Source organism: Sphingomonas sp. PAMC 26617 (assembly GCF_000242835.1).
Taxonomy (GTDB): Bacteria; Pseudomonadota; Alphaproteobacteria; order Sphingomonadales; family Sphingomonadaceae; genus Sphingomonas.
Window position 1 is genome coordinate 1,621,359 of the sequence record NZ_JH594425.1, and the last position, 16,577, is coordinate 1,637,935.

The window sequence follows — 16,577 nt, forward strand, 5'->3', positions numbered from 1 at the left end:
TCATGCGTACATTTCTTCTCGCCACCGCGCTTGTCGCACCCGGTGCGGCTTCGGCGCATAGCCGGCCGGCAGTCAGGCCGGTCGCCGTCGCCACCGACGCTGCCCGGATCAGTCCGCGTCTCGCAGGCTGGCAGGGCGCGACCCAATTGTTCGTCTATGCGCCAGGCGGCCTCTATGTCGTGACCGCTGCGGTCGGCCAAGTCACCGACATCATGCTGCAGGAAGGCGAGATGCTGTCCGATACTGGCGCGGTGGCCGCCGGCGACACAGTACGGTGGGTCGTAGGGGAGGCCGCAAGCGGCGAAGGTCTCGCTCGCCGCACGCACATCCTGGTCAAGCCGACTGATCCGAGTCTCGCGACCAATCTCGTGATCAATACGAACAAGCGGACCTACCATGTCGAGCTCCGCTCGACCCCAAGCGTCTACATGGCGAGCGTCGGCTGGTCCTATCCGCAAGATGAGCTGATCGCGATCCAGCGTGCGCGCGACGCCGCGACTGCCAAGGCCGAAACCCAGGTACAGACCGGGATCAATCCGGCCCTGCTCGACTTTGCCTATCGGCTGTCTGGACCCGATGTCGCGTGGAAGCCGGCGCAGGTCTTTGATGACGGCGCCAAGACCTATGTGCTGATGCCGGCCGGCATCGCCCAGACCGAGCTTCCACCGCTTTTCTTACTCGGCGAGAAGAACAAGGCCGAGCTGGTCAATTATCGTGTCTCAGGCCGCTATCTGATCGTCGATCGGCTGTTCACGGTCGCCGAGCTTCGGCTCGGTGCCAAAAAGCAGCAAGTCGTTCGGATCACCCGCATGGCCAGCCGGGAGCGGCATTCGTGAGCGCCGTCGATATGGAGGCGGTCGAGCCAGCTGGTCCGCCGGTAGAGGCACGACTTGCCACGCGCGCCAAGCCGCCAACGCCGCGCCGCCTGTCGCGTCGCGTGCTTGCGCTGTCAGCGGGCGTAGGAGCCATCGCATTGGCAAGCGCGCTGGGGTTCGCGTTGACGTCGAGCAGTCATCACAGCAGCGATCCGGAGCCAGTCGCGGTCAACAATCGTCAGCTGAGCGATGCGCTTGCCACGGCGCCGAAAGATTATAGCGCCGCTCGGCTGGCCGAAGCGGCGAAGCTGCCGCCGCCGGGTCCAGCGTCCGCCAGCGTCGCGCCGACACCTTTGTCGGCGACGCCACAGCCGGCCGACCGAGATCCCGCACTTCAACAACGGCATCAGCGTCAGGAGAGTGCGCGGGCAAGCAAGCTGTTTGCGAGCGACACCAGCCGCGTAGCGCCGGCTGCAGAGGGGGTCGGCGGAACATCGACGCCGCAGCCAAATGCTGGCAGCGCCCCAGCGGCCCCTTCCAGCGCAGACGCTCAGGATCGTAAAGCCGCCTTCGTCACGGGAGGCAGCGGGACGACGCAGACCGTGAACAGCGGACGGCTTATGGCCCCCGCTGGCCGCTACACTTTGCAGGCTGGCGCAACGATCGCCGCAGCGCTGATCACAGGGTTGTCGTCGGACCTTCCCGGCGAGGTAGTGGCGCAGGTCACCGAGGACGTGTTCGATAGCGCGACGGGGCAGGCGCTGCTTGTACCGCAAGGCTCGCGCCTGATCGGCAGCTACGATGCGCATGTCAGTTTCGGCCAATCACGCGCGCTCGTGGCCTGGACGCGGCTGATCCTGCCGGATGGACGCAGTCTGGACCTGGATCGGTTGGTCGGCACCGACGGTTCCGGGCAATCTGGGTTTGCCGACCGCATGGATCATCATACCGGCAAACTGCTTGAGGCCGGGCTGCTCTCGACGTTGTTAGGGCTCGGCAGCAATCTCACGACCTCCGGCGGTGGCGCTAACAACGATATCGCCTTTGCTATCCGGGATAGCGCCGGTCAGTCGATCGAGCGGACCGGCGATAAGCTCGTTGGGCACCAACTTGATGTCCAGCCGACGATCACGATCCGCCCGGGCGCGCGAGTGCGCGTACTGGTCAGCCGCGATCTGATCCTGGCGCCATCGGCACAACCGGGGAAGTGATGCTCTGGGCAGCCTCGGCTTGACGGCGAAGGTGAAGGATCAGGCGGTGGCGCAAGGGATTGCTGTCCCCCGCCATCCAAAACGCCTCGACTGTCGCGCTTGCCTCGCGGTCACGGATGGGTCGGAACACAAGATCAGGATGTTGCACCATCGCGGACTCGAACATGATCGCGGCGCCGAGGCCAAGTCCGACCATCGCCAGGATCGCCTCTCGAGAGACCACGTGCTGCTCGCAATCGAGAGTCCGTCGCCCGATCCGCGATAATACGGCGCGGTACACGCTGTTCTCGCCCTGCCATGTTCGCATGAGGAGCTTCAGGGACGCAACTTCCGCCCAGCCAAGCGAACGACGATCGGCAAGAAGATGCGTCGCGGGCATCGCGACAAATAACCGTTCCTCCCAGAGCGGCAGGCGTACTATTGCGTCTGCGGTGTTGCGCGGCATGAAGGACGCAACCATCACATCGAGCGTGCCTTCATTGAGCTGACGGTGAAGCTCGCCCGGCAGCCCCTCGACCAGCTGCAATTCCACTCCCGGACTCTCCGCAAGGAACGCGCGCAATCCGTTCCGTAGAGGACCCGTTGTGATCCCGAGATAGAAGCCAATGGCGAGCCGACCGGCTCGGCTTTGTGCAGTGTCGATGGCGCGGCGCAGCTGTGTATCCACGGTCGCAAGCAGGTCGATCGCATACGGCTCGACGGAAGCCCCGATCGGTGTGAGCGCGAGCCGACGACCATGACCGCGCACGAACAGGTCACCGCCGAACACTTCCTCGAGCCGGGCGATCGTTTGGCTGACCGCCGGCTGGCTGCAGCCGAGCAACCGTGCCGCGCCGGTAAAGCTGCGTGCCTCTACGACCTTAAGAAACGTTTCGAGCTGGTGCAACTCGGGTCGTAGCACCCGAAGCCCTTTAGGTTGTTCTATCGGATCAAAGCGCATCGACCGTAGTCGATGCGCGGACGTTAGCGGACCGAACTACGGCGCGACCGAATACTGCTTCGGTGCTCCCCAGACGGGTACGTCGCCACTCTGTCGGCAACGGCGGCGATACCGCCACGTACCTGCGATCAGCAGTGCCAGCATGGGATAGCTCCACATGGCGAGCATCACGGCATAGGTGACACGGATCATATCGAGGTCGAGTAGGCGCGCGACGTGAGCGCCAACGGTGTCCAACTGAAGTGCTGCCAGGCCCATGGGCCAGCCGCGGTCGGCCTTGACGGCGACCGCGACCAGCACGATTAGCAAGAGTAGATCGACCACCAGCACGCCGGTTTCGACCTGAGCAAAGCGCGATGCTAACTGGCTGTAGCTCGCCAGCGTCGCCAAATAGGCCAGTGCCATCGCCAAGCCTGCAACGCGCTCCGCTCGACCGCCCCGCCACAATGCGTAACCGCAGGTGATGAGAAGCAGCGCGTCGAACGTAAAAATGCGCGTCATAGGGCGTGCACAGCGGCTGTGGGGCGCGCATCGCTATAAAGCCTCAAGCGGCGCGCTCGAACGGCACGATATCGCCGGTGACTGTGGTTGGCGGGCATGGCGAGCCATCGCCGAACATCCGCTCCAAGCCCAGTTCCTTGACGAGAGCAGGCGTCAGCGCATGCGCTTCGATGAAGAGTCTGCGCGCAGCTACGTTGGCGGTAAGCGCGGCGACAAGCTTGTCGAGCATGTCTTGGCCTGCTGCGATGGGTAGCTGCGCTTCCTGCCGAACGCGCAGCATCTCCGCGATGAGAGCCGCCGCATCCGCTGCAGCCTGGTCTGTGCCGGCTTCCGCCGTGCGGAATAGCGGTTGAATGGTGTAGAACGCTTGTTTCCTTTGGTGTCGCATCATCGTGTCTCCTTGTCCCGCGCGATGAGGCGCGTGGGATCATTGTCGGTGAGCTGAATCGGAGAGGTCGATATGCCGGGTTTGGAGCAGGCGCGTGATCACATCCGACACCTCGATCAAGGCGCCGGTGGCCGCCGCGACGCCGAACGCCAAGGCAACGATGATTCCGAGCCGGGCTAACGCACCCAGATGGTAGCGACTTCTTCGAACGACAACCGCCTCCTCAGACGGCGTCGCCTCAATACCTTCGGCGTGTTGGGACGTGGTTTCGATCCCGATTGGCTCGGTCCCAACTCGATTGGAATGTTCGTGCTTGGCAAGAAGCCGTGCGGCTTCCATTGTTCGCGCGACGCCGAGCGATCGTCGGGCAGCTCGCATGTGATCGTTGACCGTATGCGGCGAGATATGAAGCATCTGCGCAATCTGCTTGGCTTCGTAATTTTGATAAACGAGTCGAAGGATCTCCTTCTGACGCTCCGGCAAACGATCCACCGGCAACTTACTCATCTCTGGCGGCCGCTAGAGCCACGTCTGCGGCTTTGGCGCGCAGTCAGCGCAGGACAATAGAAGCTCAGCCGAAAGATTCATGACTTCCGACTTAGAGCCGCAACTGCCGGCGGACGATTGGCATTCGCTTGACTGACATAAGCGAGGACGCCGTGTAGAGACCATCTAAAGACCGGCAAAATTTTGGCGCACCCAGGTTATAAATTGCCTGCTGGCTTCGCGTGTCGACTGGACCGAAGAAAGGTATTCTGGATTTTCCGTGTCGATAGCAACGATGGGCCATGACGCCTGATGCAGCGCGATTGCAGATCGCAATTTCGAGAATTGGCTTCGGAATTCGCTATATTGAGGCGTATCCCGAAACGTCTCGTCGCCGGCTCTCGATATTTCGGCGTGCAGGGCGGTGATCTTTCGCCGAAGGTCCACGGCCTGCCTGCGGTTCTTGACGAGCCAGTCGTTGCCGAGCCGCGCCGCGTTGTTATGCAACGTTTCGAGCAGATTGACTGCTTCGAGCAGCGGGGTGCCAATCAAGACGCGACAGCAGCCGTAACAAGTATTTCGACGAGGACGTCGTCGGCCCCCATCTCGCACTGCGCGGTGGCGCGGGCGGGCCCGTGCTCATGGTCAATCCAGCCATCCCATTCGGCGTTCATGGACGCAAAGTCGCGGCCAATGTCCTTGAGCCATATTTGAACCGACAGCAGATGCTGGCGATCCGATCCGGCTTCGGCAAGAACCTTGTCGATGTTGGCAAGGATTTGGCGGGTCTGTCCGGCCGCATCCTGACTACGATCGGCCGCCGCCTGTCCGCCGATAAAGACGGTTCCGTTATGGACGATAGCTCGACCCCGACGAGGGTTCGTAACAATCCGCTTGATATCTACCATTTATACCCCTTCAGGGCGCCCCGGCGGGCACTTGTTTATCGTGAAGGGGTAGTGACGCGACCGGTTGTGGTCCAAGTCGGATGTCGAAGCAGTTTATTCCCAGGGGTTATCGTTTTTGCAAACCTGCTCCCAGCTCATGCAGCAGGTGGAACGGACTGCGCTAACATCACCGCGTTCGAGATCGCGCTGGCCTTCTCGCGCAGCACCTCAACGAAGGCCTCGACGATATGCGCGTTGCGGCTGTCGGCGCTTCGGCAAAGCTGAAAGCTATAGAGGATTTCCGGTTCGAACCGACGGATCGCGAGCCGTTGCTCAAGACCGCTGACCATCAGCGGGTGGATCAGCGAAAGTCCGAGCCCTGCCGCCACGAACTCGCAGACCGTCGGAGCCGCGTTAGTGACCAGCACGGTTTGCGGATTGATCCTATAGCGTTCAAACATGTTGGATACGATGTGGCTGACGTAGATGTCGGAATCGAACGCGACGAAGGGCATCCCGTCGAGATCGTCGGGCTTGATGAGGGACTTCTCTGCTAGCGGATGGTCGAGCGGCATGATGCAGGCCAACGGCTGTTCCATGAGCGGTTCCAGCGTCAGATAGGGATTATCTACCCGCGGACTTACCAGTCCCACATCCAGCTTGCGTGCGATCAGCCACTCAACGATCCATTGTGACCCCAAAGCCTGGACGGAACAAAAAACGTTGCGACGCTCCTGCAGGAAGCCCGTCGTGACGCGCTGGATGAATGTGTTCGCCAGCGCGGGAAGCACGCCGATCGATAGCCGACCCTGCTCTTCCCGTCGGATCGCATCGACCGCATTTTCGACCTGACGCACGCCGGAGAAAATCCGCCCGACCTCGCCATATAATCTCATGCCATGCTCAGTTGGTGCGAGCCGACCCTTCACGCGGTCGAATAACCGGAGCCCCGTGTCGAACTCGAGATGAGCGATCAATTTGCTGAGCGCGGGCTGCGAGACGTTCAGAATTTCGGATGCCCGGCTGACCGTACCGTTCTCGATCACAGCCTTGAATGCCTCGATCTGGCGAAGGTTGATATGACGGGGCATTCCATAACTTCCACAAATAGGCGGCGCGATTTTTCCTCTTGGACGAATAGCACAGGCGCACCTAGCATCAAGGGTCAACGCTCGCGCTCGGGTCGGACATCCCCAGGCTGGTCACGTGTTCTCGGGAAGGATGAGAAAATGACGGATCAAGGTTCAGGTGGCGGCAAGCGCCTGCATCTTCACCCTATCCTGATCGTCGTCTCGATGCTGCTGCTGGCCGCCGCCCTTACCCACATCCTTCCAGCGGGCAAGTATGAGCGCCACGGCAAGCAGATCGTCGCGGGCAGCTACCACGAGGTTTCGAAGGAGAACGGGTTAGCGGCGATCGTCACAGCGATACCACCCTCGGAGGCGGACATGCCCGCGCGCGCCGCCGGCGTCGTCGGCCTTCTCAAGTCGATCCCGGCGGGCATGACTCAGGCCGCCAGCCTCATCTTCATGATCATGTTCGTGGGCGGCATGTTCGGCATCCTGCGCACGACCGGCGTGATCGATGCCGGCGTCGACCGCTTGCTTCAATTGACCGCCGGCAACGTCTATCTGCTCGGGTGCGGGCTCTTGTTGGTGCTGTCATGCGGCAGCACATTTCTCGGCTTCAGTTCCGAATATATCGCGATCATTCCGATCGTGATGGATCTGGCCCGTCGGCTTGGCCTTCCTAACATCTTCGCGGTCGCCGTCGTCGCGACGGCTGACTTCATCGGATACAATGCCTCGGTCACCAATCCGATTGCCCTGGCCGTCGCACAGCCGCTGGCCGGCGTGCCGCTCTACAGCGGCATCGCGCCGCGCCTCGCGATCTTCACGCTCATGATCGTGGTTGCGATGGCCTATCTCGCTTTTTATCTGCGTCGCTTTCCGCGCATCGCCCACATTCCCGATCCCCGCCGGCTGAGCCTGCGCCAGGTAGCGATTCTGCTCACGCTCGTCGTCGGCGCCGCCGGTCTCGTTCTCGGAACGGGCTTATGGTCGTGGCATACCCCCGAACTGGGTACGGCGTTCCTAGCGCTCTCAATCGCACTTGCAGCGATAGCGGGCCTTGCTCCTGCTATTGCGGCTGATGCGTTCCTCGAGGGGATGAAGGGCATGCTACTCCCCACCTTCCTCATCGGACTCGCCGGCGGGATCGGCATTATGCTCCAAACGAGCCAGGTGCTCGACACGGTCGTCGAAGGCATCTCGACAATTCTTGCCGGCCACTCGCCGGCGCTTGTCGCCTCAAGCTTGATGTTCGCCGAAATGGTATTCGGCATCCTGATGCCTTCGGTTTCGGCCAAGGCTGCGGTCAGCATGCCAATAATGGCGCCCATCGCCCAATTCTCCGGCGTGAGCGGGCAAGTGTCGGTCACTGCCCTCGTGCTTGGATCCGGCGTCGTGAACATGATCACGCCGACCAACCCCCTCCTGCTGGCGTTCTTGGCCGCCGCCAAGGTCGACTATGCCGAATGGGCGCGGTTCATCCTGCCATTGTTCCTAGCCTGCTGCGGCATCGGCTTCGCCGCACTCTATTTGCTGGGCGCCCTGGGGTTCTAAGCCTCCATAGCGCCAGTCGAGAATGGCCGAACACGGTCGCGTGCGGCTGCCTTTCGATGCGCCCGCCGCGATCGCGGCAAGTTGATCACGATACAACTCAGCCGGACATGGAAAGCATAACTCCCAGGAATATCACCATCAGAAAGCGGCCTTTGACGTTCTGCAGCGCGTCCGACACTAATTTACTCAAAGGGTGAAACCACAGATGTTCCGCAAGCTGAATGCCAAAAATTTCGGGAGAGGTTCAGTCATCATCGTCATTGACGGCAAGCCGATCGTCGCAGACGAGGGTGAGGCTGTGGCCGCGGTGCTGTTGCGCACTTCTCCCTTTACCTCCCGCACGACCCCAGTGAGCGGCGCGTTACGCGCACCATTTTGCATGATGGGCGCCTGCTTCGATTGCCTCGTCGAAATCGATGGTCACAGTTCGAAGCGGAGTTGCATGGCAATGGTCCGTGATGGCATGGTCGTAAGGCGCCAATCGGGGCGACCCGATCCGGCAAGCGACGCTGCCGCATGAGCGATGTACTGGTCATCGGCGCCGGCCCTGCCGGCATGTCCGCCGCGCTTGAGCTGCGATCATACGATTTCAGTGTGACCGTCATCGACGATCAACCGGCACCAGGAGGTCGGATCTACGCTGCGATCGAACAGCGTGACGTGCATGGTGCAGAGGACCAGGCGGGGGCAGATCTCGTTACACGGTTCAGACAGGCCGGCATCGACTATCAGCCAGGCGCGGAAACCTGGGGGATTGAGGCATCCGGACGGGTGTTCGTGACCCGCAATGGACAAGCGACGTTGCTCGAGCCGAAGTTCATTGTGCTCGCAACGGGTGCGCAGGAACGCCCCATGGCCTTCCCCGGCTGGCAGTTGCCCGGTGTGATGACGGTGGGAGCCGCGCAGATCCTGTTGAAGACGGCAAAGGAAATTCCGGACGAGCCGGTCTGGTTGGCCGGCTCAGGACCGCTCCTCCTCCTTTACGTACGGCAACTGATAGCTGCCGGTGGCAAGGTGGCGGGTATCCTCGACACGACCCCGCCTGGCCGAAAGATTGCCGCGGCTTCGCTGGTTCCGGGAGCCTTGCCCTACGGCTGGTACGATCTGCTTCGCGGGCTCGGCTGGCTTACCAAGATGCGGAGCATCAGAATCATTCGTGGGGTGTCGTCGCTCGCGGCTGAGGGTGGATCCGCGCTGCAGGTAGTGCGCTACGGCACGCGCGATGGGGCAAGCGGCTCCATACCCACGCGCCTGTTGCTCATCCATGACGGAGTCGTCCCATCCGTTCACGCAACTATGGCGGCGGGCTGCGACCACCGCTGGAACCCCCTTCAACAATCGTTTGAACCTGTGCTCGATGCGTATCGCCGCAGTTCAAATCCGGCGATCTACATTGCGGGCGATGCCGGATCGATCGTGGGTGCCCGCGCCGCCTTTCTGTCCGGCAGACTCGCCGCCATCGGCGTTGCATTGGGAAGCGGTCGGATCTCGCCAGTCCGGGCGAAATCCGCGGCGCGTCCGCTTCAGCGCGCCTTGTCCTCGGCCGCGGGCTTCCGGCAGCTGGTCGACACGCTCTATCCGCCCGCCGATCTCGCCATTCCTGACGAGACCATGATCTGCCGCTGTGAGGAGGTCACCGCTGGCCGCGTTCGCGCTGTCTTGCGCGACCGGCCCAAGCTTGGGCCGGACGGCGTGAAGATCGAGACCCGTGCCGGCATGGGGCCCTGTCAGGGTCGTCAGTGCGGACTGACTCTTAGCCGTCTCGTGCGCGAAGTGCATGACATCGACCCGGAAGCTGCCGGGTTCCTGCGAATTAGGTCGCCGCTCAAGCCGCTCACGCTGGGAGAGCTCGCAACGCTGGAAACCCTGTCATGACGACGACCGCAGATGCAATTGTTATCGGTGGTGGCTTGCATGGCCTCTCGGCAGCGCTGCAACTCGCGCGTCGGCAAGTCAAGGTCGTCCTCTTGGAACGTTCGCGGGTCGGCCGGCATTCGTCGGGAGCATCGGCCGCCGGAGTTCGGACGCTCAACCGCGCGCGCGCCGAACTGAAGCTGGCGATCGTCGCAATGGACATGTGGCACCACATGGAAGAGCTAGTCGGCGACAATTGCGGTTTCCGCCCTTATGGGCAGTTGCAGCTCGCCGAGAACGATGAAGAACTCCAAATCCTGAAGGCGCGGGTCGACGGCTTGAACCGCGACGGCTTTACAAATGAAGAGATCGTGAGTGCCGACGAAGTCCGCTCGTTGGTGCCGGCACTTGCACCGGTCTACATCGCGGCAGCGTTGGCGCGGAACGACGGCGCGGCCGATCCACACCAGACTTTGATGGCATTTCGCCGCGCCGCGGTCGAAGCCGGCGTCACCATTCTCGAGGGTGTCGGCGTTCGGTCGCTGCACCGCGAGGGTCACGTCTGGCGGGCGAGCGACGGCAGCGAGACGTTCGAGGCGCCGTTGCTCGTTAACGCGGCCGGGGCTTGGGCCGGGCAAATCGCGGCGTGGGCCGGAGACGACATTCCGATCGCAACCAAGGCGTCGATGATGATCGTGACGGAGCGCGTCGCTCCCTTCATCCGGCCGACCGTGATCTCAATGAAGCGCAAATTATCGTTTAAGCAGAGCAATCAGGGAACGCTTTTGATCGGTGGCGGCCAGCAGGGTCTCCCCGATCTCGAGGCCGAGCGATCCGAAGTCGATGCCCGGCTGCTCGCCAAATCGGCCGCAGCCGCCATTTCGCTGTTTCCGGCGGTCAAAGACTTGCGGATCGTGCGAAGCTGGGCAGGCCTCGAAGCTAAGACGCGGGACGATATCGCGATCGCCGGTCTGTCGCCCTCTGCGCCTAGCCTTATGCACCTGTTTGGGTTCAGTGGACACGGCTTCCAATTGGTGCCAGCGCTTGGCGTGGCCACGGCTGAGCTATTACTCGACGGCCGGAGCACTGTCGATCTGAGTGGATTGCAACCCGGCCGCCTGATGGCCGGGGCTAAGCCCGACAAGCGCAAGGTGGACGAACATCAGGGCGTCAGCGAGTAGTTACCGTTTTGACGGCTCCGGTCGATTCTTGACGATGGGGCATGGATTGTTGGGACTGGCGCCCTCGGCGCCCTCCCCGTCCAGTCGTAGGTTGCTCCGCTGCACTCCTCGCGCTTGAAAACCCCTTCGACAGACGAAACCGCGAGGTGCTGCCGGTCCTGCGCTCAGGACGAAGATCTTAGCTAGCTTCTACTCGCGGTTCGTCGATTGTGGCGAGAAACAGCAGGCAGATCAAAGATGACCCTGCAAGAAATAAGAACACGACATTCCAGTTCGAGGCGTCGAGGATAAGGCCGGCGATGTATGGGAAGAAAGCCGCGCCAAGTGCTGCTCCTGTCGCGAGCGCGCCATAGGCGATCGGATACACCTCCCGACTGGTCAGGCTCATTGGATAGGTTGTGAAGTGGGGGTAGCCCAAACCGACGACAAAGCCCGTCGCGACCAACAGCGCGCCCAAGAGAAACACGCTTGCCGGCGCAAATAGCAGACTCGTGATGGCAATCGTCGTGCACAAAGCGCCTGCCATCATCAACGGTTTGCGCCGCTGGCCCAGCAATCTGTCGGAGATCCAGCCGCCGGCGAAATTTCCAGCGACCGCGCCTGCAAATAACGTCGATGCGAGCACGCCGGATGTCGCCAGCGGCAGATGCTTCGCGTTGAGCAGATAGGATGGAATCCAGGCCAGGAAAACATTGAAGATTCCGACCATGAAAATCGTCGCCAAAGCGACCCCGATCAAGTTCCATGACCGAAGGACGCCGCCCGCGGTGTCGATGAGCTTGACCGTTCGCAGGCGGATGACTCGGTCGAGCCAGGCCGGGACCGCGCGGGCCTCCCTGACGTTCGCCTTTGTGCTGGTGGCGGGTTCGGCGTCGCGGATTTGGCGCAATTCCGCAGACGATACGAACCGCGATTCCTCAGGTTTGCTACGCACGAAAAAGAACCAGATGATGGCAGCAACGAGAACCGGGACTGCGAAGATCTGGAAGATCGCGCGCCATCCCAATGATTGGAGGATGACAACCGCGATGGGCGGACAGATCACAGGGCCGAGTTTCGACGACCCCCAATAAAAGCCGGCGGCGGTACCGCGTTCGCGCGTCGAGAACCATTGGTTGATCGTCGTCATGCAACAGATCGAGATAGCAGCTTCCGCGACGCCCAGAAGAGATCGGAACACCTTTATCTGAGCAGGCGAGGTGCTGGTGCCGATCAGGAAGGAGGCGAGTGCGGCAACGACGAGCCCGCCAATCATGAGGAAGCGTGGGCCATAGCGTCGCGTGACGATGCTTGACGGGAGATTCGATACAGCGAAGCAAACGAACATCAGCGTTGCGAACAGCCCGGCTTCAGCATTGCTTATCCGGAACTCGGCCTTGATCGCCGGGATCGCGACGCCGAGGTTGGCCCGATCGGCAGCGACCAGCATGTAGATGAAGCAGACGAGCGCGAGGATGATCCAGCGCATCCCTGATCGACGTCCATCGTCTACCACGATGCCCAGCTTCTGGCTCGTGCGGGCGCCTGCCCGCTGCGCTTCAACGGTCATACCACTCTCTTTTCTGCTCTTATTGACCTCGGTCGATCTGTTCATTGGGCATTTACGAGTGCTTCGCGCGTCCGCGTTTCGCCATAATCGCGCTCAGCCGCCGCCCGGCTGACGGTCCCATCGCGCAGATCGATTGCGATTAGCGCCACCGGTCGATCGGCGGGCGCTCCGAAGCCGCCGCCGCCTGGTGTCTCGATGCGGATGCTCTCGCCGGCACCCAGCACGAAATCGGCCACCTTGGAGGGCAGCGCCATGGCGCTCGAACGACCGGCATTGTGAATGACCGCGCTCAGGCTGCCATCGCTACCGCCGTCGATACCGGCGGCACCGTGGATGTAGCTGTCTGAGCGTGCGGAGAAGACGGTTTGATCTTCGAGCGCGCGCAGCTGGCGGGCAATGCCGAGGCCGCCGCGATGACGCCCCGCCCCGCCTGAATCCGTTACCAGTGAATATTCCTCGCATAGGATCGGAAACTCGTTTTCCAACGCTTCGGTGGGCATATTGAGGCTGTTGGTGATGTGGACGTGTACCGCGTCCATCCCGTCATGATCGTACATGGCGCCGGTGCCACCGCCAATCGTCTCGCCGATCACATAGAAGCGACCGGTCTCGGGATGCGACCCCGACAGCATGATCGACGGCAGCAAGTCGTTACTCGACGCAACAAGGCGCTCACGCGGCAGCACGTCGCGGAACGCGCCGAACACCGCGCCTGCGATCTTCTGGCAAGTATTGCTGCGGACGCCGCATGCAGCCGGAAAGCGCGGGTTGGCGATTGAACCGAGCGGGGCCGATATATCGACGCCGGCGAACATCCCGTCATTGGGCATCAGGTCGGGATCAAGCAGCGCTTTCACGCAATAATAGATAGTCGCGCGGAGCGCGCTTCGCGGTACGTTAAAGGCGCCTTTCGCCTGCGCTCCCGTTCCCTCGAGATCGACCAGAAGCGTGTCGCCACCAATCACCACCGTTGCCACGATCGGCACGGGTTCGCTGCCGCTTCCGTCATCATCGAGCCAAGTCGTGAAACTGTGTTTGCCGGCGGGTAACGCTGCCAGGCGCCGGCGAAGGCGTTCGGAAGTGTACGCGAACAGGTCAGCGATGGTCGCGCGCGTTTGGTCGAGCCCCATACGCAGGAACAGTTCGCGTGTCTCGTCGCCGCCGCGCTGGTTGACCGCGATCTGCACCTTGAGATCGAGGCGGCGCTCCTCGGCCAACCGCGAATTGCTCGCGATCAAGTTGAGTAAGTCGTCATCAACGACACCCGCGCGTGCGATCCGAATGATCGGGATGCGCAGGCCCTCTTCGAAGATGGAACGCGCAGCCGGTGAGACCGACCCTGGATAGGCCCCGCCAAGATCCGAATGATGTCCGATGTTCGCCGCAAAGGCGACGACCTGGCCATCAAGGAACACCGGGGAGACGATCGACACGTCGGGGATGTGCGTCCCACCCGCCAGATAGGGGTCGTTGCAGATGAAAGCGTCGCCCTCGGCCATGTCGGTAACCGCGTACCGTTCGAGCAATGCCTCCATCGCGCCAAGCAGCGATCCGAGATGGATCGGGATGTGCGTTCCCTGAGCAATCAAGCGGCCCTCGGCATCAAAGATGCCTACCGAGAAATCCCGACGCTCCTTGATCTGTGACGAATAGGATGAGCGCATCATGTTCAGCGCCATGCTCTCGGTAATGGACAGCATGCGGTTGCTGAAAATCTCCATGGCGATGGCGTCAAATTGACGACCGCCATGAGCTTTGGTGTTGGATTCGATGTCAGCCATGTCGCTTCTCGTTCAATTGGTAATAATGATGTTGCCGAACGCGTCGATCGACGCGGTCTGATCGGCGAGGACGACCGTTGTGGAGCTCATTTCCTCAATGACGGCGGGACCGCTGATCGGCTCGCCGACCGGCAGCGCTCCGCGACGATAGATAGGGGTCCGCCGCCAGCCTTCGGTAGGACCGAAATAGACGCTGCGCTCGTCGATCCGCGCCTCGGCTACACTCGCGCCCCCAACATGAGATGGCGACACAGTCTTGGGAATATAGCCGATGGCGCGCACGCGGCAGCTGACGATGAAGACTGGCTGATCGGGGTGGTCGTATCCGTAGGTCGCGCGGTGGACGCTGGCGAATTTTACCAGAAAAGCGCCGAAACCATTCTCGTCCGGCTCGTCGACGCCAACACGAATTTCGTGGCTCTGGCCGGCATAATGGGCATCGATCGTGAGTTCGAAGCTGCGGCGGTCTTCCGGCATCCTTTCGGAAGCTAGCCAGTTATTCCCTTCCGCGATCATTTCCCTCAGCGCGCGACACGCCTCGAGCCAGCTTTCGGGCGTGACCTTGGCAAGCTGCATGCGGACGAAATCAAGGCTGACGTCGGACAGGAGAACGCCGCGCGCGCACATCGTGCCCGGCTCCTGCGGCACGATAATCTTGCCGATACCGGCTTCGCGAGCGACCTCGGATGCATGAAGCGGCCCCGCCCCCCCGAACGCGAACAACGCAATCTCGGCTACGTTATAACCCTGTTCGGTCGTCACGGCCCGGATCGCCCGGCTCATATTGGCCGCCGCGACCTGGATGAGACCGTAAGCGGCCTGTTCCACCGAGATATGGAGCGGCCGTGCGATCTTCTCTTCGAGCGCGGAGAGCGCCGCTGCGCGATCGACCGGCATGCGCCCGTCGAGCAAGGTCACCGGATTGAGGCGATTGAGGCAGATGTTGGCGTCGGTGAGCGTCGGCTCGGTACCACCGCGCGCATAGGCGACAGGCCCAGGCGACGCCCCGGCGCTGCGCGGTCCAAGTTTAAGCGCGTTCGCGTCGTCGATGTGCGCGATGCTGCCGCCGCCTGCGCCGATGACATGAATATCGATCATGGGCAATTTGACCGGATATCCGGCGACCTCGCGACTGGAGGCGAGCTTGGGCTTGCCGTCGACGATCAGAGACACGTCGGTGCTCGTTCCTCCGACATCGAAGGTCACGAGATTGGGAAAGCCGGCGGCAACGCCGACAACAGCCGCACCCATGACGCCAGCGGCCGGACCGGACAAGCACGTCGTGACGGGAAGGCGTTTGGCCGTCTCGATCGACAGCAAGCCGCCATTTGAATGGACGATCATCGGCTCGACTGTGATATCGAGGTCGGCGATCTTGCGGCTCAGCCGATCGAAATAGGCGTCCATCTCCGGGCCGACATAGGCATTCAGGACTGTCGTCGAGGTGCGCTCGAACTCGCGGAATTCCGGCAGCACGCGCGACGAAGTACTGACAAAGACACCCGGCACGGTGTCGGCAACGATCCGCGCCGCCCGCTCTTCGTGTTCGGGATTTCTGTAGGAATGGAGGAACGAGATCGCGATAGCCTCGACGCCGGTCTTTGCGAGCGCCTCAGCCGCTTGTGCGACCTCAGCTTCGTTGAGCGGCTCAAGACATTCACCACGCGCGTTGAGGCGCTCGGTGACTTCAAACCTACGATATCGTTCGACCAGCGGATCGGGCTTCCGGATCGCCATATCATAGAGCGCGGGCCGCGTCTGGCGGCCAATCGCAAGCACGTCGCGAAAACCCTTGGTGGTAATCAGCCCGGTCACGACACCGCGACGCTCGATAATCATGTTGGTCGCAACGGTCGTCCCGTGGCCAATATAGGAGATTGCGCCCGGCGCGATTTTGAAGATGTCCAGGATCTGCGAAATTCCGTTCACGATCGCGTCGGACGGATCCGCGGGCGTCGAGGAAAGTTTGAAGTAGAGATTGTCGCCGTTCTCGGCATTCGTGATCGTGAAATCTGTAAAGGTTCCGCCAACGTCGACGCCAATGCGATACATGGTGTTCTCATCTCCAGGGCTCGCCCATCAGCATGGGGGGCGGGGCGTAGTTGAACCGATCGATCCACTCGACGATCGCCGCATCTTCAGTCTCACCAACCCTGTCGTCAACGCGGCAAAGATCGCATGTGCTATTCTACTGGGTTATAGAAATTCGTGATCAAACACATCGCTTGCGAGGCGAGTATCATACCAGAGGCGAGCAGCCGATGGCGTAGGCAGGCTGACGCGCAAACAAAAAAAGACCCCGCCGCCGGAGCAGCGAGGTCCGTTCCCCCCGAGGGAAGGTTTGCAAGAGAGGGCCGCAA

The 16,577-nt window shown here is 61.8% G+C and carries 16 protein-coding genes; 6 read left to right on the forward strand and 10 right to left on the reverse strand.

What is annotated here, in order from left to right:
- Positions 1-2: 2 nt before the first annotated feature.
- Positions 3-836 carry a P-type conjugative transfer protein TrbG gene (gene trbG / locus RH91_RS07065; RefSeq protein ID WP_198283237.1) on the forward strand — a complete coding sequence of 278 codons (834 nt, stop codon included), beginning with the start codon at positions 3-5 and terminating at the stop codon, positions 834-836.
- A 137-nt stretch (positions 837-973) separates the two neighbouring features.
- Positions 974-2,026, forward strand: coding sequence for a TrbI/VirB10 family protein (locus tag RH91_RS07070; protein WP_010161933.1), 1,053 nt, complete (start codon positions 974-976; stop codon positions 2,024-2,026).
- Here RH91_RS07070 and RH91_RS07075 read toward each other — a convergent pair.
- The 7 genes from RH91_RS07075 to RH91_RS07105 form a co-directional block, all read right to left on the reverse strand.
- Entirely contained in the window at positions 1,980-2,966 is a 987-nt protein-coding gene (locus tag RH91_RS07075) for a LysR family transcriptional regulator (protein ID WP_010161934.1), read from the reverse strand. The two genes, RH91_RS07070 and RH91_RS07075, sit on opposite strands and share 47 nt — an antisense overlap.
- A gap of 36 nt (positions 2,967-3,002) precedes the next feature.
- Positions 3,003-3,467 carry a hypothetical protein gene (locus RH91_RS07080; protein ID WP_010161935.1) on the reverse strand — a complete coding sequence of 155 codons (465 nt, stop codon included), beginning with the start codon at positions 3,465-3,467 and terminating at the stop codon, positions 3,003-3,005.
- 43 nt (positions 3,468-3,510) lie between these two features.
- Complete coding sequence (locus RH91_RS07085) at positions 3,511-3,858, reverse strand: hypothetical protein (protein ID WP_010161936.1); 348 nt, start codon at positions 3,856-3,858, stop codon at positions 3,511-3,513.
- Between the two features lie 36 nt (positions 3,859-3,894).
- The gene (locus tag RH91_RS21245) at positions 3,895-4,362 is read right to left on the reverse strand and encodes a response regulator transcription factor (RefSeq protein WP_010161937.1); all 468 of its coding nucleotides are present in this window, start codon (positions 4,360-4,362) and stop codon (positions 3,895-3,897) included.
- A 165-nt stretch (positions 4,363-4,527) separates the two neighbouring features.
- Entirely contained in the window at positions 4,528-4,893 is a 366-nt protein-coding gene (locus RH91_RS07095; protein ID WP_010161938.1) for a hypothetical protein, read from the reverse strand.
- Positions 4,890-5,249 (reverse strand): RidA family protein, encoded by a 360-nt coding sequence (locus tag RH91_RS07100; protein WP_010161939.1) that lies wholly within the window; start codon positions 5,247-5,249, stop codon positions 4,890-4,892. Before RH91_RS07100 ends, RH91_RS07095 begins: the two co-directional genes overlap by 4 nt.
- A gap of 134 nt (positions 5,250-5,383) precedes the next feature.
- A complete protein-coding gene (locus RH91_RS07105; protein ID WP_010161940.1) occupies positions 5,384-6,319 on the reverse strand; it encodes a LysR substrate-binding domain-containing protein in 936 nt (311 codons plus the stop codon).
- A gap of 138 nt (positions 6,320-6,457) precedes the next feature.
- On the opposite strand from RH91_RS07105, the gene RH91_RS07110 reads away from it, so the two are divergent.
- From RH91_RS07110 to RH91_RS07120, 4 genes are all read left to right on the forward strand, one after another.
- The gene (locus RH91_RS07110; RefSeq protein WP_010161941.1) at positions 6,458-7,852 is read left to right on the forward strand and encodes a YfcC family protein; all 1,395 of its coding nucleotides are present in this window, start codon (positions 6,458-6,460) and stop codon (positions 7,850-7,852) included.
- A gap of 205 nt (positions 7,853-8,057) precedes the next feature.
- Complete coding sequence (locus RH91_RS21550; RefSeq protein ID WP_010161943.1) at positions 8,058-8,372, forward strand: (2Fe-2S)-binding protein; 315 nt, start codon at positions 8,058-8,060, stop codon at positions 8,370-8,372.
- On the forward strand, positions 8,369-9,727 hold the full coding sequence (locus RH91_RS07115) for an NAD(P)/FAD-dependent oxidoreductase (RefSeq protein ID WP_010161944.1): 1,359 nt from the start codon (positions 8,369-8,371) through the stop codon (positions 9,725-9,727). Before RH91_RS21550 ends, RH91_RS07115 begins: the two co-directional genes overlap by 4 nt.
- Positions 9,724-10,887, forward strand: a complete 1,164-nt coding sequence (locus RH91_RS07120; protein WP_010161945.1) for an NAD(P)/FAD-dependent oxidoreductase — start codon at positions 9,724-9,726, stop codon at positions 10,885-10,887. The genes RH91_RS07115 and RH91_RS07120 overlap by 4 nt, the downstream gene beginning before the upstream one ends.
- A gap of 178 nt (positions 10,888-11,065) precedes the next feature.
- On the opposite strand, the gene RH91_RS07125 is transcribed toward RH91_RS07120, so the two are convergent.
- The 3 genes from RH91_RS07125 to RH91_RS07135 are packed head-to-tail and all read right to left on the reverse strand — an operon-like array spanning position 11,066 to position 16,269.
- Positions 11,066-12,436, reverse strand: a complete 1,371-nt coding sequence (locus RH91_RS07125) for an MFS transporter (RefSeq protein ID WP_157136876.1) — start codon at positions 12,434-12,436, stop codon at positions 11,066-11,068.
- A 41-nt stretch (positions 12,437-12,477) separates the two neighbouring features.
- On the reverse strand, positions 12,478-14,217 hold the full coding sequence (locus tag RH91_RS07130) for a hydantoinase B/oxoprolinase family protein (RefSeq protein ID WP_010161947.1): 1,740 nt from the start codon (positions 14,215-14,217) through the stop codon (positions 12,478-12,480).
- Positions 14,218-14,229: 12 nt separating this feature from the next.
- On the reverse strand, positions 14,230-16,269 hold the full coding sequence (locus RH91_RS07135; RefSeq protein WP_010161948.1) for a hydantoinase/oxoprolinase family protein: 2,040 nt from the start codon (positions 16,267-16,269) through the stop codon (positions 14,230-14,232).
- Between the last annotated feature and the right edge of the window lie 308 nt (positions 16,270-16,577).